Below are 21,279 nucleotides of genomic sequence, written 5' to 3' on the forward strand. Positions count from 1 at the left end.
AAACCCCGCGGAATGAGCAACTACTGCGCCACAGTTGGGGCGGCGGCGTGGTCCATCCGCTGGCTGATCACGGTGGAGACGCCGTCGCCGCGCATTGAGACGCCGTAGAGGGCGTCGGCCACGTCCATGGTGCGTTTTTGGTGCGTGATGATGATGAGCTGGCTGGATTCGCGCAGTTCCTCGAAGATGGTGATGAGCCGGCCCAGGTTGGTATCGTCCAGGGCCGCCTCCACCTCGTCCATGACATAGAACGGCGACGGCCGGGCCTTGAAGATGGCCACGAGCAGCGCCACGGCCGTCAGCGAGCGTTCGCCGCCGGAGAGCAGGGACAGCCGCTTGATCTTCTTGCCGGCCGGGCGTGCCTCCACCTCGATGCCCGTGGTGAGCATGTCGGACGGGTCGGTGAGCACCAGCCGTCCCTCCCCTCCCGGGAACAGCCGGCCAAAGACCCGCTCGAACTGCACGGCCGTGTCGGCGTAGGCGGAGGTGAAGACCTCCTCGACGCGCTTGTCGACTTCCTTGATGATGTCCATCAGGTCCTTGCGGCTGGATTTCAGGTCCTCCAGCTGGCTGGACAGGAACTGGTGGCGTTCCTCCAGGGCCGCAAATTCCTCCAGCGCCAAGGGGTTGACCTTGCCCAAGGCGGCCAGGTCGCGCTCGGCACGCTTGAGCCGCTTTTCCTGTTCGGCCCGAACAAACGGGGTTCCCTCGCGGATCTCGGCGCCGTCGTCGTCGACCTCCACGCGCAGGGCCGCCCACTTGTCCGTCACCTCGCCCGGGCCCAAGGGAACCAGGGTGTCGGGTCCGTATTCGGTGATGAGGTGGTCCACGGTGAGCCCGAGTTCCTCGATGGACTTGTTTTCCAACGCTTCGATGCGCAGCCGCTGGGCCGCCCGGGCCAGTTCATCCTTGTGCACGGAATCGGTCAGGGTGGCCAGTTCCGCGGCCAGCTCCACGGTGGTGGCGCGGACCGCCATGAGCGCCACCTCCCGTTCGGCGCGCTCCTCCTCGGCGGTGTCGCGTTCCTGCCCGGCCAGCTCGATCGAGGCCTGGACAAAGTGCAGGATGTGCCCGGCTGCTGCCGCCACTGCGGCCGCCTTCTTCGCCTGGAAGGCCCGACGCCGGGCCCGTTGGGCCGCCTGTTCGCGGGCCATGCGCTCGGTGGCCGCCGCCCGTTCGAGTGCCGCGGCACGGTTTCGCACGGCCACGAGCTGTTCCTCGGTGCTGCGCAGCGACAGCCGGGATTCCATTTCCACGGCTCGGGCCGCAGTGGCAGCCGCGGCAAGCGTGTCGCGGTCGTCCATGGACGGCTCGGCGTCCGCCGGGGCATCCTGTGCGGCGGCCAGCCGGGCGGCGATTTCTGTGAGGGACTGTTGTTCGCGTTCCAGGTTGGCAGCAGCGACGGCCAGGGCCTGGGTATGGCGTTCGGACTCCCCCGCGGCCGATCGCAGGGTGGCTCCGAGCGTGCCCAATCGTTCCGCCACGGCGGCCAGCCGGGCATCGGAGTCGTGCAGTGCGGCAAGCGCCGCAGATTCCGCCGCCGCGGCCCCGGCACGTTGCGCCGTTGCCGCGACCAGGGCAAAACGCAACCGTTCGCGTTCGGCCGTCACGGCCAGCAGCTGCGCGTCCGTCTCGTCGACGGCGGCCTGCAGTTCCAGCAGCGACGGCGCGGTGGCCGAGCCACCGCGCACCGAGAAGGCGCTCAGCACGTCGCCGTCGGCCGTGACGGCGGTCAGCCGCGGATGCCCGGCCAGCAGGGTTGCGGCTGCGGCAAGGTCGGGGACCAGCACGACGCCGTCAAGCAGTGCGTCCAGCACGGCCGCGACACTGTCGGGTCCGCTGACCTGGGAGAGTGCCGCCACGGCGCCGTCCACCCTGCCCACAGCGTCGGCAACCTCGGCCGCCAGCGGGGCTCCCGAAGCCGGGGTGGCGGTTCCTGAGTCGCCGGTCACGAGCAGGGTGACCCGGCCGCCGTCGTCGTTCTTCACCCGTTCCAGCGCGGCCAGGGCGGAGGCGGAATCGGCCATGGCCACGCCCTCCGCCGCGGCGCCCAGGGCGGCGGCAATCGCGCTCTCGTGACCCGCCGCAACGGTCAGCAGTTCGGCAACGGAGCTCAGCACGCCCGGCTGGTCCGAGGCGAGCAGGTGGGCCGAGGCATCCTTGCGGAGCAGCCCGACGGCCAGGGCGTCGCGGCGGGCCGTGAGCGAATCGCGTTCCCGGTCCGCGGCGAGCTGCGCCGCGGACAGTTCGGCAATGGTGGCATCGATGGCCGCCAGGGCCTCGACCGCCTCCTCGTAGTCGGCGTCCAGGCGCTCCTCGCCCTCCTCGACGCCGGCCACCTGGGATTCAAGGGCCGCGAACTCGCGTGCGGCTGCGCCGTGCCGCTCGGTGCCGGCGGCCTTGCTCTGGTGCAGGCGGCCGATTTCCGCCTCCGCCGATTCCACGCGGGAACGCACCGAGGCGACCTGGCCGGCCAGCTTGGCCAGGCCCTCGCGGCGGTCGGCGGTGGCGCGCAGGAGCTCACGGACGCGCTGTTCCTCGGCGCGTACGGCCGATTCGGCGTCTTCCTTGATTTCGACGGCCGCTTCCAGCCCGAAGCGCCGTTCCTCCAGCGCCAGGTCCAGTTCGGCTTCCTCGTCCCGCAGGCGCTGGGCCTGCCCCGCCAGCTTGTCGGGGTCCCGGCTGGGATCGGGGACGGCGTCCGCGGCGCCCAGGTGGCGGTGGCGTTCGGCGGCCAGCACGGCCATCGACTTGTACTTTTCCGCCGTTGCAGAAAGCTGGTACCAGTTTTCCCGGGCGGCATTGAGCACGGGCGTGGCGGCCGCGGCGAGTTGTTCAAGATCCGCCTGCCGGGCCCGGCCGGCCTGCAACTCGGCCTCCACCTGTTCGCGTCGGGCCTTCAATGCCCGTTCATCCGCAACGTCCTTTTCGACGGCGTTCGTAAGGGTCACGATGTCATCGGCCAGCAGGCGTGCCCTGGCGTCGCGAACGTCGAACTGGACGGCCTGTGCACGGCGGGCCACGGCGGCCTGCTTGCCCAGGGGTGCCAGTTGGCGGCGGATCTCCCCCGTCAGGTCGCTGAGCCGGGCCAGGTTGGCGGACATTGCATCCAGCTTGCGCAGCGTCTTTTCCTTGCGGCGGCGGTGCTTGAGGATTCCGGCGGCTTCCTCGATGAAGCCGCGCCGGTCCTCGGCGGTGGCATGGAGCACCTTGTCCAGCTGCCCCTGACCGACGATCACGTGCATTTCCTTGCCCAGCCCGGAGTCGGACAAGAGTTCCTGGATGTCCAGGAGCCGGCAGCCGGTGCCGTTGATGGCGTACTCGGAGCCGCCCGTGCGGAACAGGGTCCGGGAGATGGTGACCTCGGAGTATTCGATCGGCAGGGCGCCGTCGGCGTTGTCGATGGTCAGCGCCACATGGGCCCGGCCCAGCGGAGGGCGGCCCGAGGTCCCGGCGAAGATGACGTCCTCCATCTTGCCGCCGCGGAGCGTTTTTGCACCTTGTTCGCCCATGACCCAGGCCAGCGCGTCAACCACATTGGACTTGCCCGAGCCGTTGGGGCCCACCACGGCCGTCACACCCGGTTCAAAGTCGAAGGTGGTGGCCGAGGCGAACGACTTAAAGCCGCGCACGGTCAGACTTTTAAGATGCAAACTGTTTCATACTCCTGCGACGGGACCGCTAACACCAGCCTAATCTACCGTGGAATCGATGATCGCCCCGGCTGCCGGGCACATGTATACGGCATGGCGCATGTGCGGGAACACCCGTGCAAGGTGCATAGTTAAGGTTGATGCTTGATGCCGAGACGGGGACATTGGCATGCCATACCCCCGATCGCGGCCATTTTAGACCGGTTGTTCGGTACCCGGGCACTGCGGAACATAGAAGAAAAAGGCTGGAATTTGATCGGCAACGCAACCTTTCGTCACCACAACACTGCCTTGCTCGCAGTTACCAGCGTCGAGGCACCCGTGGTGGTCAGCTCCTCGGACTTTGATGAGCGCCTGGCCCCGAGCCTGAAACGGCTGCGTTTGTCCAAACGCCTGCTGGAGCGCGTCGCCGGCGTGGAGGAGCGCCGCTGGTGGGCGCCGGGCACCGAGTTCGACGACGCCGCCATCGAGGCGGGCGCCAAGGCCCTCGCCGAGGCCGGCATCGAGCCCGGCCAGGTGGGCCTGCTGATCAACACCTCCGTGACCCGCCGCAACCTTGAGCCCTCGGTTGCCGTGAAGATCCACAACGGACTGGGCCTGCCGTCCTCGGCCATGAACTTCGACCTGGCCAACGCGTGCCTGGGCTTTGTCAACGGCATCACCCTGGCCGCGAACATGATCGACTCCGGGCAGATCAAGTACGCCCTGATCGTGGCCGGCGAGGACGCCCAGGCCACCCAGGAAACCACGTTCCGCCGCCTGAACGCGGCAACGTCCACCCGCGAGGACTACCTGCGCGAATTTGCCACCCTGACCCTGGGCTCCGGCGCCGCGGCAGCCGTGATCGGCCCGGCGGACCTGCACCCGGGCGGACACCGGATCCTCGGTGGCGTCTCCCGCGCCGGCACCGAACACCACGAACTGTGCGTGGGCGGCCCCGACGGCATGTTCACCGACACCAAGGGCCTGCTGGACAACGGCCTGGAACTGGTCACCAACGCCTGGGACGAAGCCCACACCGACGGCTGGGACTGGCGCAAGATGGACCGCTACGTGACCCACCAGGTCTCCAACTCGTACACCAACGCCATCATCAAGGCCGTCAACCTGGTGCGCAGCAAGGTGCCGATCACGTTCCCCAAGTGGGGCAATGTGGGCCCGGCATCCCTGCCCATGACGCTGGCGCAGGAGGCGCAAAGCCTGAACCCCGGCGACCGCGTGCTGTGCATGGGCGTCGGCTCGGGACTCAACACGGCCATGATGGAAATTGCGTGGTAGCGGAGATTTCACCCGTGGTTGACAGAACCGAATTTGGCAGTACCGATCCGTGGCCCGGCGTGCGCTCCAGCTGGCGCCGGACGTTGTCCGTGCCGTCCACGGCCGCGGTCGACTCCCCCGGCATCCGGCGCCAATGGCACTTTTTGGACAACGCCGCCGACGTTGCCGCCACGGGCCTTGAGCCCGTGGGCACGCTGTTGTGCGTGCACGGCAACCCGACGTGGTCATACCTGTGGCGCAGCCTGCTGGCCGGCGCCACGTCCCCGCAGACCCTGGCGGCCGGCGGACCGTGGCGCGTCATCGCCGTCGACCAGCTGGACATGGGCTTCTCCGAACGGACGGGCACGTTCCGCCGCCTCGAGGACCGCATCACCGACCTCGGCGACCTCACCGAAGCACTGGGGCTCTCCGGCCCGGTGACCACGGTGGGTCACGACTGGGGCGGGATCATCTCCCTCGGCTGGGCCACCCGGCACCGCTCGCAGCTGGCCGGCGTTGTGCTGACCAACACGGCCGTCCACCCGGCGGGCTTTACGCTGCCGCCGGCGCTGAAACTGGCCCTGCACCCGGCCGTCCACTCCTGGGGCACGACGACGTCGGCAACGTTCCTGCGCGTCACCCACGGTTTGGCGCAACCCGCCCTGGCACCCGAGGTCCGGGCCGCGTTCATGGCCCCCTACCGCACGGCCCTGCGCCGCTCCGGTGTGGGCAACTTCGTGGCCGACATTCCGGCCACCCCGATGCATCCGTCGTGGGCCGCCCTGGACGAGGTGTCCTCCGGCATCCGCACCCTGGATGTCCCGGCGCTCATGCTGTGGGGCCCCAAGGACCCCGTCTTCTCCGACAGGTACCTGCGCGACCTGCTCACCCGGCTCCCCCAAGCCGATGTGCACCGCTTTGAGGGCGCCAGCCACCTGGTCCAGGAGGACCGGGACATCGCCGCCCCCGCGTTCGCCTGGCTGGCCAAGAACGTCCTGGCCTCCGACGCCGGTGGTCGAGCCGCGTCGAGACCCGCCGAAGAACCCGCCACTGCCGACCCCGCCACTGCCACGCCGTACCGGCCCATGCTGGCCGAGCTGGACGCCCGCCGCGAGGACACGTCCGTGGCCGTGGTGGACATGCCGTCCGCCGGTTCCGAACCCCGCACCCGCAGCTGGTCCGAACTGGTGCGCGACGTGGACGACCTCGCCGCCGGCCTCGCCGACCTGGGGGTCCGTTCCGGGCACCGGGTCAGCCTGCTGGTGCCGCCCGGCATCGAGCTGACCACCCTTATTTATGCCTGCCTGCGCCTGGGTGCCGTGATTGTTGTGGCCGACGCCGGGCTGGGCACGGCAGGGTTGGGCCGCGCCATCAAGGGTGCCGGTCCGGACTTCCTGATCGGCATTGAACGTGCCCTGGCCGGCGCGCGCCTGTACAACTGGCCGGGAGTGAAGATCGCTGCGGCCGATTTCAGCGGTTCCCATGCGGCCATCCTGGCCAAGGCCAAGATGCTCAACGTAGCCGCCACGGTCCCGCAGCTGTTGGCCAACGGCCGGGTGGTCCGGCTCGCCGGCGGTGCCGTGGCCCTGCCACCGGCCTCCCCCGACGCGGACGCCGCCGTGTTGTTCACCTCCGGTTCCACGGGACCTGCCAAGGGCGTGGTCTACACGCACCGGCAACTCGCCGCCATGCGCGACACCCTCAAGGACACTTACAAGTTGGCGGAGGGCACCGCGCTCGTGGCCGGCTTTGCCCCGTTTGCCCTGCTGGGTCCGGCCCTGGGCGCCACGTCCGTTACCCCGGACATGGACGTCACCGCGCCGCGCACCCTGACGGCGGCCGCCCTGGCAGATGCCGCTGAGGCCATTGACGCCACGGTGGTCTTTGCCTCACCGGCCGCCCTCGTCAACGTGGTGGCGACCGTGGCGGCACTGTCGCCGGCCCAACAAAAGGCCCTGGCCGGCGTCGAACTCCTGCTTTCCGCGGGCGCCCCCCTGGCGGCCACGCTCCTGGACCGGGTGCAGGAACTCGTTCCGGCGGCCTCCCTGCACACCCCCTACGGCATGACCGAGGCGCTGCCGGTGACGGACATCGACCTGCCCGGCATTCACGCGGCGGGCTCCGGCAACGGGGTCTGCGTGGGCCTGCCGGTCAGCGGCGCCACGGTGGCCATTGCGCCCGTGAACAGCGACGGGACCGTGGCGGCCGAGCCCACCGCGCAGGCGTCGGTGACGGGGGAGATCCTGGTCAGCGCCCCGCACGTGAAGGACCGTTACGACCGCCTGTGGATCACGCAGGAAAACAGTGCCTCGATTCCCGGCTGGCACCGCACCGGCGATGTGGGCCATCTCGACGCCGACGGGCGCCTGTGGGTGGAAGGCCGGCTGGCCCATCTGCTGACCACGGCCCACGGCGTCCGCACCCCCGTTGCCGGCGAACAAGCCGCCGAACGGGTGCCTGGGGTGGCCCGCGCCGCCGTCGTCGGGGTTGGTCCCGCCGGGACGCAGGCCGCCGTGGTGATCGTGGAGACCGAGCCGCCCGCCAAGCGCTCGGGCCTTGCCGAGACCGCGCTGGCCGCCACCGTCCGCACCGCCGTCCGCGCCGAGGGTCTTGAGGCATCCGCCGTGTTGGTCATTGACGCCATGCCCACGGACATCCGGCACAATTCCAAGATCGACCGGGCAGCCCTGGGTGCGTGGGCCTCGGCCATGCTCTCGGGCGGGAAACCCGGACGGCCCTGATGGCGGGCTCACAGGGCACGGTGCCGCTGCGGGTCCTGGTCACCGGGACAAGCGGGTTGCTGGGCCGTGCCGTCGCAGCGTTGCTGCACGAACGCGGCCGCAGTGTCCGTTCCCTGCAGCGCAGCGTGGTGCACGACCCCTGGGAATCCGTGCAGGGTTCGGTGGCCGATCCCGACGTTGCAGCGCGGGCGGTTGCCGGCATGGATGCGGTGATCCACCTGGCGGCGAAGGTTTCCTTCACTGGCGAGTGGAGCGAGTTCGTGGCCACGAACATCGTGGGCACCCGCCAACTGCTCGCCGCGGCCCGGCACGCGGGCGTGCGCGACTTCGTGTTTGTGTCCTCACCGTCGGTGGCCCATTTTGGCTCCTCGATTGTGGGGGCCGGCGCAGGGGCCGCCGATCCCGAACGGGCGCGCGGCTTTTACGCCCGTTCCAAGGCCACGGCCGAACAGCTCGCTCTCGCCGAGGACTCCCCGGAATTCCGTGTCACGGCCATCCGCCCGCACATTGTGTGGGGTCCGGGCGACACCCAGCTCGTGGAGCGCGTCGTGGAGCGCGCCCGCGCCGGCCGGCTGCCGTTGCTTGACGGCGGCCGCGCCCTGATCGACACGACCTACGTGGACAACGCGGCCGAGGCCATTGTGCGCGGGCTCGAGCGCATGGATCACGCCCACGGCCAGGCCCTGGTGGTCACCAACGGCGAACCCCGTCCGGTGGGCGAACTGATTGCCGGGATCTGCGAGGCCGCCGGCGTTCCCGCCCCGGCGTTCACGGTGCCGGGCTGGCTGGCCCGCGGTGCCGGGTCGGTCATTGAGAAGGCCTGGACGGCGGCCGGTACGCGCGGCTGGGTCACGGACGAACCTCCCATGACCCGGTTCCTGGCCGAACAGCTCTCCACCGCGCACTGGTTCGACCAGCGGCACACCCGCGAGGTCCTCGACTGGATCCCGCCCGTCTCACTCGACGAGGGTTTGGCCCGGCTGGCGGCGTACTACAAGCGCTGAGGCGTTTTCGCGGCGCCCGTTTTGGCACCGAAAGCTGCTATCCCCGCCGAGAACTGCTTTTCCGACCGAACCCTGACGTTGTGTCCCCAGTTCGGCACTCCGATCCAGTTCTCGGCAATAAAAGCAGTTCTCGAGATGTGAAGCCCGCAATCAGCCCGGTTACGCGCAGCAGGTAATTGCTTTGCGCGCCCCTCAGGCCGCCTCGTTGCGCCGGGATGCCTGGTAGGCGGCCAGGATCCGTGCCTTGACCTCGTCGGGGCGCTCCAGGTGCTTCCACTTGATTCGTACAAAATGCCAGCCGGCTTCGATGAGGGCGCTTTCGCGTTCGCGTTCGTCCACGAGGGCCCGAGCCGTGGGTCCGAAGTCAAAGTACTTGGTGTCGCCGTCGAACTCCACGATCAACTTGCGGTCCCGCCACGCGAAATCCGGTCTGTACTCGCGCCCATTGACGAAGACAGTGATTTGGAGTTCGGGCATCTCCACGGGAAGCTCCGCAATGATCAGCCGGGTGCGGGACTCCCCGGCGGATTCGCTCGATCCGTTGAGGGCCGCCAAGACCCTGCGTGCTTTCCGAACGCCGCGCCGACCCTCCATGGTCAGCAGCGTTTCCTGCAGCCTGGCCGGGTCGACGCCCCGGGCCAGTGCACTGTCGCCAATCACGACCGCTTGGTCAAAGCGGGCTGCCATGGCGCAGTCCACCACGGTGCGTTCCAGGGTGGTCAGCCGGACGGCGCCGGCGTCGGGCACCAACAACGTGGTCACGTCCTGGGAGCCCAGAGCGGCCACATGGTGGTGGACGTCCGCAGGTTGGCGCGAGGGCGAGGACTGATGAGGGATGTTGACGTGGACCTCTCGGCCGCGACCCCACACGGTCAAACCATGCAGCAGAGCCGCGCTGAAGTGTGTATAGACGTGCACTCCCCGGCCCGCCACGGCGTGGGCCACCAGCGCGCACCGGTCCTGTTCCCACGGTGGAAGGGCGAGCCAGAGGTGCCGGGGAATGTAGACTCCGCGCCAGGGTTGGTGGAGGAGCCCGTGTTTGACCCCGCCCGCCAGCACGCGGCGGCCAAGCCCGGCCTCGCCAAGCTGACTGCCCGTGACGATGGTCCGTCCGCTCGGCCAGTTCGCGCCGAAAAGTCCGCCCAGCTCCGCCTTGTCCATGCATGTCAGTCTCGCCAAACTCCACATGTCAAACAAGGACGCTGGGGCCGAATGTGGACAACGCCGGCGTTCAGGCGCCTAGGTTATCCAAGATGCCGCGCGACGTGCACCCGGGCCGCGCCCGCCGCGCCGAAAGCTGCAATCCTCACCGAGAACTGCTTTGCCGGCCGAACACTGGCTTTATGTCCGCGGCCAGGGACGGTATGTCAGTTCTCGGCAACAAAAGCAGTGTTGGTCGCCGGCCCGGGCGCCTAGAGCCGGGCGTTGCGGGGCTTGGGCTGGCAGACGGGGCAGCTGTAGGAGGACCGGTTCATGAAGCTGTCCCGGCGGATCCTGGTGGACAAGCCCAGTGATTCGCAGCGCGGGCAGGGCTCGCCCTCGCGCCCGTAGGCGTTCAAGGAGCGGGAGAAGTAGCCGGAGGCGCCGTTGACGTTGACGTACAGCGAGTCGAAACTGGTGCCGCCGGCGTCCAGTGCCCGGGACATGACGTCGCGGGCGGCGTGGATGATGCGCTCAGTGTCCGGCAGTCGCAGGGTATCCGTGGGGCGGGCATAGTGCATTCGGGCCAGCCACAAGGCCTCGTCGGCGTAGATGTTGCCAATGCCCGAGACGAGCCCCTGGTCAAGGAGCGCCCGCTTGAGGCCGGTCTTCCTGGCCCGGAACCTCTTATGCAGCTCCGTCACCGAGAAGAACGGGTCCAAAGGGTCACGGCCAATATGTGCCGCCTCAGCCGGGATCAACGGCCAGCCGCCCTCGGGCGCACCGGAGGGGCCCATGCCGCAGCCGCCCGGGCCGCCGTCGGAGGTGGGCACCAGGGACGTCACGAACAGCCCGCCAAAGATCCGCTGGTCCACGAAGCGCAGTTCACCGGGGGCGTCCGGGCGCGGGGACAACGTGAGCCGTACTTTCAAGTGTTTCTCGTGGGGCTGCTCGGCGGATTCCATGAGCAGCTGTCCGCTCATGCCCAGGTGCGCCACGAGCGCCGTGTGGGGCGGAGTTGCAGCATCGTCGGGGGTATCGCGCAGCGGCAACCAGAGGAATTTGCCGCGGCGCACCACATCCTGGGCGGTGGCGCCTATGAGGTTGCCGCGGAAGTCCTCCGCGCCGAGGGCGTGCCGTCGGATGGAGCGGGGGTCCGGCACTGCGACGTCGGTGATCGTCCGCCCGGCGACCCAACTGGCCAGACCGCGGCGGACCACCTCAACTTCGGGAAGTTCAGGCATCGTTCCCGGTTGCAGGCGGCGCAGTGGAGGTTCGGGCGTCGTGCTTGGAAACGGCAGTGGCATCCTTGGGGGCAAAGCGTTCCTGCAGGACCGTCCAGCCGGCGGCGGCGGCGGCGCGCTCGGCTTCCTTCTTTGACGGGCCCGTGCCGGTGCCAAAGTGGTGGCCGCCTATGAGCAGGCGGGCCTCGAAGCTGCGGTCGTGGTCGGGGCCGGTGCCGGTGATTTCGTAGGAGATGCCGCCCAGGTGCCGGGCTGCCGAGATTTCCTGGATGTTGGTCTTCCAGTCGGTGCCTGCGCCCAGGACGTCGGCATCGGCCAGGAGCGGTCCCACGAGGCGCATGACCAGCTCGCGGGCCACCTCGATGCCGTTATCCAAGTAGGTGGCGCCGATCAGGGATTCCATGGTGTCGGCCAGGATCGAGGACTTGTTTCGGCCCTTGGTGAGGCGTTCGCCCTGGCCCAGATAGATGAATTCGCCCACGCCGAGGCTGCGGGCAATGCCGGCCAGGGCGCGGGTGGAGACGACGGCGGAGCGGCGCTTGGCCAGCTCGCCCTCGGGAAGTGTGGGGTTGTCGCGGTACAGTGCGTCCGTGACGGAGAAGCCCAGGATGGAGTCGCCGAGGAACTCGAGGCGCTCGTTCGTGGGGATGCCACCGTTCTCGTATGCGTAGGAACGGTGCGTGAGGGCAAGACGAAGCGTCCCGGCATCAATAGAGACACCGAGACGCTTCAACAGCAGTTTGTGCCCATCCTCAAGCTTCGGGGATTCCGGATCTGAGGACACAAGCAACTCCTGCAAAAATTATTCTTACCAACTTACGAACGGCCGGTCGGCCGAACGGACGTCTTAGACATCGGCAACCTTACGGCCCTTGTATTCCAGGAACAGTGCGGTACCGGCGGAGTCGGTGACGACCTTGGCCTGGTGCGGCAGGCTGTAAACAACCTCGCCGTTTTCGATGGTCTTGACCAGAGCAGGCGCGGTGGCCTTCCACTGGGAACGGCGTGCGCGCGTATTGGCACGGGACATCTTCCGCTTGGGAACAGCCACGGCAAACTCTTTTCTCTCGATAACTCACTGGCGTGTGCCCGTGAGTTGAAACTTTTTGCTAGTTTTCTTCGCCGGTAAAGCCCTGTAGGGCAGCCCACCGAGGATCAGAGACCTCGTGGTGGTGCCCCGGCTCATCTGCGAGGAGAATTCCACATTCGGAACACAGACCCTCACAGTCTTCCCGGCACACCGGCTGGAACGGCAGGGCGGTTACCACTGCGTCCCGCAACACCGGTTCAAGATCGATAGAATCGTGCTCGACCCAACGTTGCTGATCTTCTTCTTGTTCAAGGAAGTCCGCGGGCGGTTCCTCGTAGAAGAAAAGTTCTTGCACATCAACTTCAAGCTCATCCTCGAAGGTCTCCAGGCAACGGGAGCATTCGCCGGTCACATCGACCAGCACGCTTCCGGAAACCAGGATTCCCTCATGGACAGACTCAAAACGGAGTTCCAGATCCAATTCGGTTCCGGGAATCACCTTGATGAGCGGGGTACCAAAATCCTCTGGTACAGGTACACGTTCATTGAAAGTTCGCATGCTGCCCGGGCTTCGCCCAAGCTCCCTTACACCAATGGTGAGGGGCGTGCCATGGTTGGACTTGTTGCCCAACGTGGTTGCGCTAATGAGAACTCCTGAATGAACATATGACCGACGCACCATCTTAGCCCGAATAATCACGGGCATCAAAACGAGTGCTTACCTAAGCCAATTCGGCCTTATCCAGTCTACGACAGTTACGGCAGATGAGTCGACTCCATCATGGCATGCCGCGCGTGATGTAACTCTCAGGCGCGGCGGGCTTAGATTGGGCACATGCGGATTTCGGTGTACATCCCCAGCTGGCAGATTGACGACGGCGATCTGCCGGTCCCAGCCCTGGGGCGTTCCCTTGAGCATGTGCTGATCTTTCATGCAGCCGACGACGGCGACGCCGGGGAGGACTATGGCTGCTTTGGACAGGAAACCACGCTCAGGGGAACGGCCATCCCGTTGCCCTCCGGCGACCGTGCGGATCCGGAGACCTTCCCCACTGAGCTGCGCTGCGGCGACGTTTCCTTCTACTGGCGGCCTGCGCAGGCGGTCAGCGGCCAGGTGACAGTGACGGGCATCGTCCGCTCCGATGACTACGGGTTCGCGCCGCGAGGCTTCCGGCCCGCGCACGGAATTGTCACGTCACTGGTGGAGTCCTCCCTGCTGTATGTCCTTGACTCACCCGGTTCCGGATCGTGGATTCCGGCACCGGAACACAAGCAGCAATTTCGACCGCTGGGCTCCTATGGCGAGCGGCTTGGACCTCAGGAACGGCACGGCTCGCCGCAGATGCTGGTGACCGGGGTGGTGGTCGGGTTGGAGACGGCGCCTTCTGCGGACGTCGCCATGCAAGGTGAGACCACCGGCGATACAGAACCGGTGGTGCGGATCCACGTTTACCCCGATTGCGCAGGGACAGTGCTGTGGTTCCACGAGCCCATCCCCACGCCGATTCCGGGCTGCCTGCCGAACTCGTGGAGCAAATGACGGACTGGGAGGATTCCTATTACCAGTCCTTGACTCCGGAATGGGCGTGGAAGTCGCCGGCCGTCGCCGCGGATTTCACGGCCGCGGGAAATGGTGTGGCGGAACGCCTTGCGGACGAACTTGGCCAGGGGTTTGAGGTGGAGTTCCAGAGCTACGAGCTGGGGGTTCCCGTGCGCGTCTTCGCCTCGCGATCCCCGGCAGGCAGCCCCTTGGCGGCGGACACTTTCCGCAGAATTGCGGCGGCCGCGGACGCTGAACGGGTCAGGCTCTTGGCGCTTTCTCAGGAGCCCGGAGTCGGATACTACGCCTATGCGCCGCTGTCCGGGACGGAGTTTAGGCCGAATCCGCCAGGACTCGACTGACGGCCGAACCGTTCCGCGTTGAACCGGTGGCGAATCCTGCGCAGAACAGTGTTCCGCGTAAGACCGGTCGCGAGTTTTGCGCCGAACGGGTCAGGCTCTTGGCGCTTTCGCGGGAGCCCGGCGCCGAATACTACGCTTATGTGCCGCTGTCCGGGACAGAGTTCAGGCCAAAGCCTTCGGATTCGCGCCAACCCCCATGACTCCTGCGTTGAGTTTGCAGCGAACTATGCGCCACTTTCAAAGTGGCGCATAGTTGCAGGTTAACTCGACGCGGCGATGGGTTACAGGCTCGGCGGGATCAGGGGCACCGGGCGCGTGTCGGGGCCGACGTCGCCCTGGAGGCGGCGCAGCACGGCGCGCGGCACAAAGTCGGCCACGTCCCCACCCAGCGAGTGGACCTCCTTGATGAGCGTGGAGGACAGGTGCAGGTAGCGGCTGTCGCCGGGCAGGAACACGGTCTCCACCCCGGAAAGCTGCCGGTTCATGGTGGCCATGGGCAGCTCGTAGTCGAAGTCCGACGACGACCGCAGCCCCTTGACGATGGCGGACACCCCGCGCGCGTGGCAGTAATCGGAGAGCAGCCCCTCCCCCATCGGTTCCACGACGATCCCTGACAGCGCCGAGAAAGTCGTCCGCGCCATTTCGAGGCGCTCGTTCAACGTGAACCTGTACTTCTTGGCATAGTTGGTGGACACCGCCACGATGACCTCGTCAAAGAGGCCGGTGGCTCGGGCTATGACTTCAATGTGTCCCTTGTGGATGGGGTCAAAGGATCCGGGGCATACGGCGCGTCGCATAGGCACGAATCTATCCGATGAACGGAGCCAAAACATGCCGTTTGACCTCATGTCGGTTCCATTACGTTGCGTACTGGCGGGTAACCGTTGACTGCCCGCATGCGGCCCCGTGTGGCGGCGGGTAACGTATTCAAGGACGTACATCCGTCAGGGATCCCTTCTAAGGCGGTACCGGAGCGCCGGCGTCGTCGGAGAGAACGGTCCACACATCAAAGGAGCAGCAAATGAGCACGCCATGGCAGCGCACGGCGGAGGGCGCAAACCTTTTGGGACCCGACGGCTCCCTGGCGGTGACCATTTTCGAGGAGATCACCACACTGGCGGGCCGGCACGGCGCGATCAACCTGGGCCAGGGATTCCCCGACGAGGATGGCCCGGCCGAGCTGAACAGGATCGCCCGGGAGGCCATTGCCGCCGGCCACAACCAGTACGCCCCCGGCAAGGGAATCCTTGAGCTGCGCACGGCCGTCGCCGAACACCAGGAACGCTTCTACGGGCTCACCCCGGACCCGGAAACCGAGGTCATCATCAGTACGGGCGCCACGGAAGCCATCGCATCCGCCGTCCTGTCGCTGGCGGGCGCCGGGGACGAGGTGCTCACCTTTGAGCCGTTCTACGATTCCTACGGCGCCATGATCGGCCTCAGTGGGGCCACCCACACCACGGCCGCACTCCTGGCCCCGGACTTCATGCCGGACCTGGCCACGCTGGAGAACAGCTTCAGCCCGCGCACCAGGATGGTCATCATCAACAACCCGCACAACCCGACGGGCGCCATGTTCCCCGTGGAGGTGCTGGCCGAGGTAGTGCGCCTGGCCATCAAGTACGACGCCGTGATCCTCACCGACGAGGTCTACGAGCACCTCACGTTTGGTCCCCGGCACATACCCGTGGCCACGCTTCCCGGTGCCGCCGACCGCACGCTGACCATTTCCTCGGCCGGCAAGACGTTCTCCTTCACGGGCTGGAAGATCGGCTGGATGTCCGGCCCCGCCGAACTGGTGGCCGCCGCCCGCACCGTCAAACAGTTCCTGACGTACTCCTCAGGCACGCCGTTCCAGACGGCCATTGCCGCCGGCCTGCGTATGGACACCGAATTCTTCACCGGCGCGGCCGCCACGCTCAAGCGCAAGCGCGACATCCTCAGCGAAGGCCTCCGGGCGGCGGGCCTGGAGGTACTGCCCTCACAGGGCACGTATTTCATCAACGCCGACACCTCCGCGCTCGGCATCACCGACGCGACCGCCCTGGCCCGCCGCCTTCCCGAACTCATTGGCGTGGCCGCCATCCCGGTCCCCGTTTTCTGCCACCCGGACGGCGCCCAGCGGACGCGATCACTGCTCCGCTTCGCGTTCTGCAAGAAGGAATCGCTGCTCAACGAGGCCGCCGAGCGCCTCGCCACCCTGCGGGGGAAGCTCTGATGGCGCTGGCCAGCAGGTTCCTGCGCACCAGCGGCGTCCACGCCACCCTGGACAAGGATCCGTGGCACGAGGACGCGTTCGTGCTCAGCATCGACAACGCCGAACAATCCCAGGTGAACCTGGCCCACCCGGAAGATGTGTTCTACGAATACCTGCGCCGGATCGCCAACGCCGTGGACCTGGTGAAGCCCGCCGGGGAACCGATCACGGCCCTGCACCTTGGCGCCGGCGCCCTGACCCTGGCCCGCTACATCCAGGCCACCCGTCCCGGTTCCGTCCAGCACGCGGTGGAGCTGGAGCGGGAACTGCTCGATTTTGTCCTTGAGCACCTGCCCATGCCGGCCGGCACCGATCTGACCAGCCATGTGGGCGACGCCCGCGAGGCGCTCGGTGAGCTTCCCGAGGGACTCTTGTTCGACGTCGTCATCCTGGACATCTTCAGCGGTCCCGAGGCGCCCGCCCACCTGGCATGCACCGAGTTCTACCGCGAGGCGGCAGCCGTGCTGGCGCCGGGCGGCGTGCTGGCCGTCAACGTGGGAGACGAGCCCGGATTCACGCTGGTGAGCAGCCAGACGCAGGCGCTGCGCGAGGCCATGAACGGGGTGGCCGCCTACGGCACCACCAATCTGTTCACGCGGCGCTACCCGGGCAACGTCATCCTGCTGGGCCGGGCCGAGGGCTGGCCGTCCGAATGGTCGACCGCGCTGCTGGCAGCCGGCCCGCACCCCGGAACAGTACTGTCCGGCATCGAACTGGACGAGCTCGCCGGATAGCGAGTGGCCGGCGCGGCAACGATCCGGCACTTCCCAACGGGGAGGCGGTCACGGTTCGTGGCGGGAAAGGACCGCCAGTTCGGCCACAAACGAGCTCGTTTTTCCGCCCAGCGGCGAGAAGAAGCCCTGGTCGGCTGCTTCGACGTCTCGGGTGGCTCGCTGGGCGCACCCCATGCCCGCCTCCGTGGCAAACAGCACCCGGGCGCGTCCGTCGCTGGGATGGTGGTCCCGTCTGATCAGCTGCTTGGCTTCGAGGGCGCGAAGAACCTGGGAGGTCATCATGCGGTCCGTGGCCGCGAACTCGGCCAACTCCGTCTGGGTAATGAGCTGCCCGCCGTTATGGGCCTGCATCCATACCAGGGAGGCCAGCAGGACATACTGGACATGCGTGAGGTCGTGGGTCTTGAGCGCCGCCCGCATGACCGCCTGCCACCGATTCGTCACCTGCCACAGCGCCAGGCCCGGGCTTTGGGCTGCAGTCTCGAAGCGGCTACCCAGATCCGGTTCAGCCACGCAGGCCGCTCTCGGCGCTGGCAAAGAGTTCGGCCATGGTGGAGGGGAAGTCGGCGCTGATTTGGGGCCCGATCTCCGGGCCGACGTCGTCGGAACCAGCCCCGGTGATCTCAAGGGTTTGCGTGACAGCTGTACCGCCGGCAGCCGTGCTCACCAGCTCGTGGCGGAAGGTAAGCAGCAGGTCCCCGAACGTGGTCTGGTCGGCATAGACGACGCCCGGTTCCAGCTCGACGATGACCGACTGCATCGGCTCCTGCCCCTGGGGTGTGACCGTGAGATGGGTGCCAACCGCGAAGGGACCGTGGAGCTCGAACTTGTCCGAGTCGGGTCCCAGTGCGATTCCTGAATGGAGGTCGCGGAGAGCGTCCCAGACAGCGGTCGGGTTGGCGGTGGTCTCAGCTGCATAATTTGTCGTCCACATGGCGAACCTTTCAAATAGTATGTGCGCTTACTATAATCCCCGGGGTTGTGGGCCGCAAGAGGTCCGTGGGAATTTGGATTCAAGAAGGGGCCGGATTGGCAAGAGTAGAATTCCCGCATGGAGGCAACGACGCTCGAGATTGGTGATCGGGTGCGCGCACGGGCGGGCATCGCCATCATGGCCTCACTGGGCTTGGCGATCCTGTTCGCCGTGCTGACGTGGTCCACCAAGGAAGTTACTGCTTTTGACGTGCGGCAGCCCTGGCAGGACGACCCTTTCGACGTGCTAGTCTCCCTTGACTTCGCCATCATTCCCGTCCTGGTGGCCGCGGGGGCAATCCGGACGCTGCTGTGCCGGCGGAACCGGCCCCTGCCGGCCCGCAGGGTCGCCGATCTGCTCCGGCTCAGCCTCGCAATTCTTCTCGTCGTCGCTATCACGCAGCTCGGCGAGTGGATCGCTACCGTGCTGGGCCTACACCGGGTGCAGTGGAATGCGGAGACGGGCTGGCAGATTGCGGCTTTGGCGGCGATGTCTGCGGCGACCGTCGTGTCCGGAACGCTTGTCGTCGCTGCGACCCGGGCCGTCGGGACACGGGCCCGGATGGATGATCAGCCAGATTGGCTGGCGGACATGGTCTTCCTGGGCCTGGGTTGCACCTGGCGCCTGCGATGGCATCCGCGGACGGCAGTTGCGATCGTGCGGTGGGGAGATAAGACGTTGTTCTCGCGCGTTCGTACGCATCCCGTTGTTGCGGCCGGAGCGCTCTCTTGTGTGCTGGCGATTCCATTCGTCGCGGCGAAGGTCTTCCTCGAGGGCTACCCGCCCCTGCTCGTGCTTTTGTCTTTCGCTCTTCCGGCGGCGGGGCTTTTCGCCTTCATCGTGGTGGCCGGCCGTTTCCTGCGGATCGTCCCCGCTCGCTCGGGCCTCAAGTCGCTCTGGCCGCCCGTGCTAGTTGCGGGCTGTATCAGCGGCCCCGCTCTTTTCGCATTCCACGACAGTTTGCTCAGCAGTCCGAGTCCGCTTGCCGTGGATGGCCTGCTATTCGGCGGCGGGCTCGCGGGCGCGCTGATCTGCCTCACGGTGCAACTGGCGCTTCGCCATCACCGGCACCGGGCCCTCAACGGCTGATCCAACAATGTGGCAATCTCGCCGGCGTGGTTCGGTGAGACGACAGCAGCCCCTCCGTGGAACGTCTCCCGGAGGGGCTGCAGTCTTTCAGGAAAAACGGCCCACTTAGGGGGTCAGCATGACCTTGATGGCGCGTCGTTCATCCATTGCGCGGTAGGCCTCGGGTGCTTCCTCGAGCGGCATCACGACGTCGAACACCCGGCCCGGGTTGATGGTGCCGGCCAGGACGTCGGCAAGCAGCTCCGGGATGTAGGTCCGGGCCGGGGCCATGCCGCCGCCGATGGTGATGTTGGTGTCGAAGAGGTAGCGCAGAGGAACCTCGGCACCGCCCGTGGGAACGCCGACAAAGCCCAGCGCCCCGCCCGGGCGGACGCTGTGCAGCGCCTGCTCCATGGATTCCTTGGTGCCGACGCACTCCAGGACTGAATCTGCCAGGACCCCGCCGAGGAGTTCGCGGACCTTCGCCACGCCGTCGTCCCCGCGTTCTTCGACGATATCCGTGGCGCCAAATTCGCGGGCAATGGCCTGGCGGTCGGCATGCCGGGACATGGCAATAATCCGTTCGGCGCCCAGACGCTTGGCTGCCAGTACCCCGCACAGGCCCACGGCGCCATCGCCGACAACGACGACGGTCCGGCCTGGTCCGGCCTGCGCGGCGAGGGCGGCGTGGTGGCCGGTGGCCATGACATCGGAGAGGGTCAACAGGCTGGCGCGCAGGGCGTCGTCGGGCTCGGTGATTCCGGGGACCTTGACCAGTGTTGAGTCGGCCAGGGGGACACGGACGGCCTCGCCCTGACCGCCGTCGACCGCCAGTCCGGCGTCGTCCTTGCCGCCCCAGCCGGCCAGGTGATCGCAGGCTACGGTGACGCCGTTGAGGCACTGCGGGCACTTTCCGCAGCTGATCACGAACGGAGCGATGACCAGGTCGCCCACGGCCAAGGTGGTGACGGCGTCGCCGATGCCTTCCACAAGGCCGATGAATTCATGCCCGATCGCGGAGGGCTCGTGGGTCGGCTTCACGCCGCGGTAGGGCCACAGGTCGGAGCCGCAAACACAGGCGGCGGTGACCCTCACGACGGCGTCGGTGGGCTGCAGGATGGTGGGGTATTCGCGGTCTTCGACCCGGATGTCGCCGGGGCCGTGGATGATGGTAGCGCGCATGATGGTTCCTCGGGTCGTGGACAGGGTAGAAGTCGAGTTTAGTTCCAATCGGTCACCAAAGTTGCTCAAAGGGCGAAGAGATCTTGGACGTGCTGATCACACTTCCAGTGCCGGTCACAACAGCCGGCCGCGTTGACCACGGCATTTTCAGGGCGTCGACCGAAGGACCGCCGGGGCCGGACACTGCGGACAATCCGGATCCGCGACTCGGTGGCGTTCCCGCGAGGAAGTCTGCTCAAACAGGCTAGCCTCATAGCTACGACGAACGGAACAGGGCCACCGCATGACCTGTTGTTCGATCCACTAAAAGGGGGAGGCAATTCCGTGGACATCGCTTCGATTTTGATCATCGCGGGGATCTGCATACTTTGTCTATTGCCGGTGTTGTTCCGGTCATTCCGAAGCTATGACAAGAGCGCCAACGACATCGAAGCCCAGCATCCCGACGTGGCGAAGGCCATCCGGGAGGCTCGACGGAACATCGATCGCGGCAAGGGCCGCTACGGACCGTAGACCGTCAGCCCCTGGAAACCTCCGCGCGAACACGGACCGAATAAATATGCAACCATCAATTCATGCCTGAAACCGTGGATCAGCCCGTCGCTGTGCGTGCGACTCCTTTCATCCGACCCTCAAGATGGCTTCATCACCCTATACGCGTGGTCCGCTACGATGCCTACTGGGCTGATGGTCGCGTGGACTTCGACGTGAGCCTTTCGAAGATGATGTACAGGGGATCCCCTGCAGACTTCGAGGACATCGAAGGGAGCGTGCACGATCGCTGCCCGGAAGTGGGAGTTGGCCAGTGGGTGGGAGAACGCGGTGGCGTTGTTGAGGGGCCCGCCCGACCTGAACCGAACCCGCCAGAAAACGTGAGAGGGACCCCGTGGAAGTACGGGGCCCCAAGATACGAGCCAAACCCGAAGGTGAACCGCAGGTGGCGCATCGGCATTGGAGTAGCCAGCCTCAGCCTCGGTCTCTACCTCGTGAACGGGCCGATGAGTCACGGGTTCGCTGGTTTCGTGGGAGCACTTTGCTCCCTCTTCGGCGTGTCAGCACTTTCGGGTTTGGTCTTCAAAAGAGAACGACCGTGG

At 66.9% G+C, this 21,279-nt stretch carries 19 protein-coding genes; 9 read left to right on the plus strand and 10 right to left on the minus strand.

Annotated elements, in window-relative coordinates:
* Nucleotides 1-20 precede the first annotated feature (20 nt).
* The gene (gene smc, locus AL755_RS14815) at nucleotides 21-3,653 is read right to left on the minus strand and encodes a chromosome segregation protein SMC (RefSeq protein ID WP_192841620.1); all 3,633 of its coding nucleotides are present in this window, start codon (nucleotides 3,651-3,653) and stop codon (nucleotides 21-23) included.
* A gap of 252 nt (nucleotides 3,654-3,905) precedes the next feature.
* On the opposite strand from smc, the gene AL755_RS14820 reads away from it, so the two are divergent.
* From AL755_RS14820 to AL755_RS14830, 3 genes are read left to right on the plus strand one after another with little or no spacing between them, the layout of a single operon-like run.
* Complete coding sequence (locus tag AL755_RS14820) at nucleotides 3,906-4,931, plus strand: 3-oxoacyl-ACP synthase III (RefSeq protein WP_192841621.1); 1,026 nt, start codon at nucleotides 3,906-3,908, stop codon at nucleotides 4,929-4,931.
* Nucleotides 4,932-4,945: 14 nt separating this feature from the next.
* Nucleotides 4,946-7,651 (plus strand): alpha/beta fold hydrolase, encoded by a 2,706-nt coding sequence (locus AL755_RS14825; RefSeq protein ID WP_054013091.1) that lies wholly within the window; start codon nucleotides 4,946-4,948, stop codon nucleotides 7,649-7,651.
* Entirely contained in the window at nucleotides 7,651-8,655 is a 1,005-nt protein-coding gene (locus tag AL755_RS14830) for an NAD-dependent epimerase/dehydratase family protein (protein ID WP_054013092.1), read from the plus strand. Before AL755_RS14825 ends, AL755_RS14830 begins: the two co-directional genes overlap by 1 nt.
* 192 nt (nucleotides 8,656-8,847) lie before the next feature.
* Here AL755_RS14830 and AL755_RS14835 read toward each other — a convergent pair whose 3' ends face one another.
* The 5 genes from AL755_RS14835 to AL755_RS22500 all read right to left on the minus strand — a co-directional run bounded on the left by AL755_RS14835 (nucleotide 8,848) and on the right by AL755_RS22500 (nucleotide 12,628).
* Entirely contained in the window at nucleotides 8,848-9,816 is a 969-nt protein-coding gene (locus AL755_RS14835; protein ID WP_054011665.1) for a hypothetical protein, read from the minus strand.
* A 251-nt stretch (nucleotides 9,817-10,067) separates the two neighbouring features.
* A complete protein-coding gene (gene mutM, locus AL755_RS14840) occupies nucleotides 10,068-11,039 on the minus strand; it encodes a bifunctional DNA-formamidopyrimidine glycosylase/DNA-(apurinic or apyrimidinic site) lyase (protein ID WP_054011666.1) in 972 nt (323 codons plus the stop codon).
* Nucleotides 11,032-11,823, minus strand: coding sequence for a ribonuclease III (gene rnc / locus AL755_RS14845; RefSeq protein WP_082369335.1), 792 nt, complete (start codon nucleotides 11,821-11,823; stop codon nucleotides 11,032-11,034). The genes mutM and rnc overlap by 8 nt, the downstream gene beginning before the upstream one ends.
* A gap of 63 nt (nucleotides 11,824-11,886) precedes the next feature.
* The gene (gene rpmF / locus AL755_RS14850) at nucleotides 11,887-12,090 is read right to left on the minus strand and encodes a 50S ribosomal protein L32 (protein WP_054011667.1); all 204 of its coding nucleotides are present in this window, start codon (nucleotides 12,088-12,090) and stop codon (nucleotides 11,887-11,889) included.
* A gap of 58 nt (nucleotides 12,091-12,148) precedes the next feature.
* Nucleotides 12,149-12,628 (minus strand): YceD family protein, encoded by a 480-nt coding sequence (locus AL755_RS22500; protein ID WP_237762493.1) that lies wholly within the window; start codon nucleotides 12,626-12,628, stop codon nucleotides 12,149-12,151.
* A gap of 276 nt (nucleotides 12,629-12,904) precedes the next feature.
* Between AL755_RS22500 and AL755_RS14860 the strand changes: the two genes are divergently transcribed.
* Nucleotides 12,905-13,609 carry a hypothetical protein gene (locus AL755_RS14860; protein ID WP_054011668.1) on the plus strand — a complete coding sequence of 235 codons (705 nt, stop codon included), beginning with the start codon at nucleotides 12,905-12,907 and terminating at the stop codon, nucleotides 13,607-13,609.
* On the plus strand, nucleotides 13,606-13,971 hold the full coding sequence (locus AL755_RS14865; RefSeq protein WP_054011669.1) for a hypothetical protein: 366 nt from the start codon (nucleotides 13,606-13,608) through the stop codon (nucleotides 13,969-13,971). The genes AL755_RS14860 and AL755_RS14865 overlap by 4 nt, the downstream gene beginning before the upstream one ends.
* Before the next feature lie 281 nt (nucleotides 13,972-14,252).
* Here the strand turns inward: AL755_RS14865 and coaD are convergent, their stop codons facing one another.
* Complete coding sequence (gene coaD / locus AL755_RS14870; protein ID WP_054011670.1) at nucleotides 14,253-14,768, minus strand: pantetheine-phosphate adenylyltransferase; 516 nt, start codon at nucleotides 14,766-14,768, stop codon at nucleotides 14,253-14,255.
* A gap of 224 nt (nucleotides 14,769-14,992) precedes the next feature.
* Here coaD and AL755_RS14875 point away from each other — a divergent pair, with 224 nt between their 5' ends.
* On the plus strand, nucleotides 14,993-16,189 hold the full coding sequence (locus AL755_RS14875; RefSeq protein WP_054011671.1) for an aminotransferase class I/II-fold pyridoxal phosphate-dependent enzyme: 1,197 nt from the start codon (nucleotides 14,993-14,995) through the stop codon (nucleotides 16,187-16,189).
* Entirely contained in the window at nucleotides 16,189-16,962 is a 774-nt protein-coding gene (locus AL755_RS14880; RefSeq protein ID WP_192841622.1) for a spermidine synthase, read from the plus strand. Before AL755_RS14875 ends, AL755_RS14880 begins: the two co-directional genes overlap by 1 nt.
* A 48-nt stretch (nucleotides 16,963-17,010) precedes the next feature.
* Here the strand turns inward: AL755_RS14880 and AL755_RS14885 are convergent, their stop codons facing one another.
* Nucleotides 17,011-17,475, minus strand: a complete 465-nt coding sequence (locus AL755_RS14885; protein ID WP_054011672.1) for a MarR family winged helix-turn-helix transcriptional regulator — start codon at nucleotides 17,473-17,475, stop codon at nucleotides 17,011-17,013.
* Nucleotides 17,468-17,896: a polyketide cyclase gene (locus AL755_RS14890; protein WP_054011673.1), complete on the minus strand. Its 429-nt coding sequence runs from the start codon at nucleotides 17,894-17,896 to the stop codon at nucleotides 17,468-17,470. The genes AL755_RS14885 and AL755_RS14890 overlap by 8 nt, the downstream gene beginning before the upstream one ends.
* 117 nt (nucleotides 17,897-18,013) lie before the next feature.
* Between AL755_RS14890 and AL755_RS14895 the strand changes: the two genes are divergently transcribed.
* On the plus strand, nucleotides 18,014-19,024 hold the full coding sequence (locus AL755_RS14895) for a hypothetical protein (RefSeq protein WP_054011674.1): 1,011 nt from the start codon (nucleotides 18,014-18,016) through the stop codon (nucleotides 19,022-19,024).
* 105 nt (nucleotides 19,025-19,129) lie between these two features.
* Here AL755_RS14895 and AL755_RS14900 read toward each other — a convergent pair whose 3' ends face one another.
* Nucleotides 19,130-20,185 (minus strand): zinc-dependent alcohol dehydrogenase family protein, encoded by a 1,056-nt coding sequence (locus tag AL755_RS14900; protein WP_054011675.1) that lies wholly within the window; start codon nucleotides 20,183-20,185, stop codon nucleotides 19,130-19,132.
* A 324-nt stretch (nucleotides 20,186-20,509) separates the two neighbouring features.
* Here AL755_RS14900 and AL755_RS14905 point away from each other — a divergent pair, with 324 nt between their 5' ends.
* Entirely contained in the window at nucleotides 20,510-20,698 is a 189-nt protein-coding gene (locus AL755_RS14905) for a hypothetical protein (protein WP_054011676.1), read from the plus strand.
* The last annotated feature ends 581 nt before the right edge of the window (nucleotides 20,699-21,279 follow it).

Origin of the sequence: Arthrobacter sp. ERGS1:01 (assembly GCF_001281315.1) — a bacterium.
Taxonomy (GTDB): Bacteria; Actinomycetota; Actinomycetes; order Actinomycetales; family Micrococcaceae; genus Specibacter.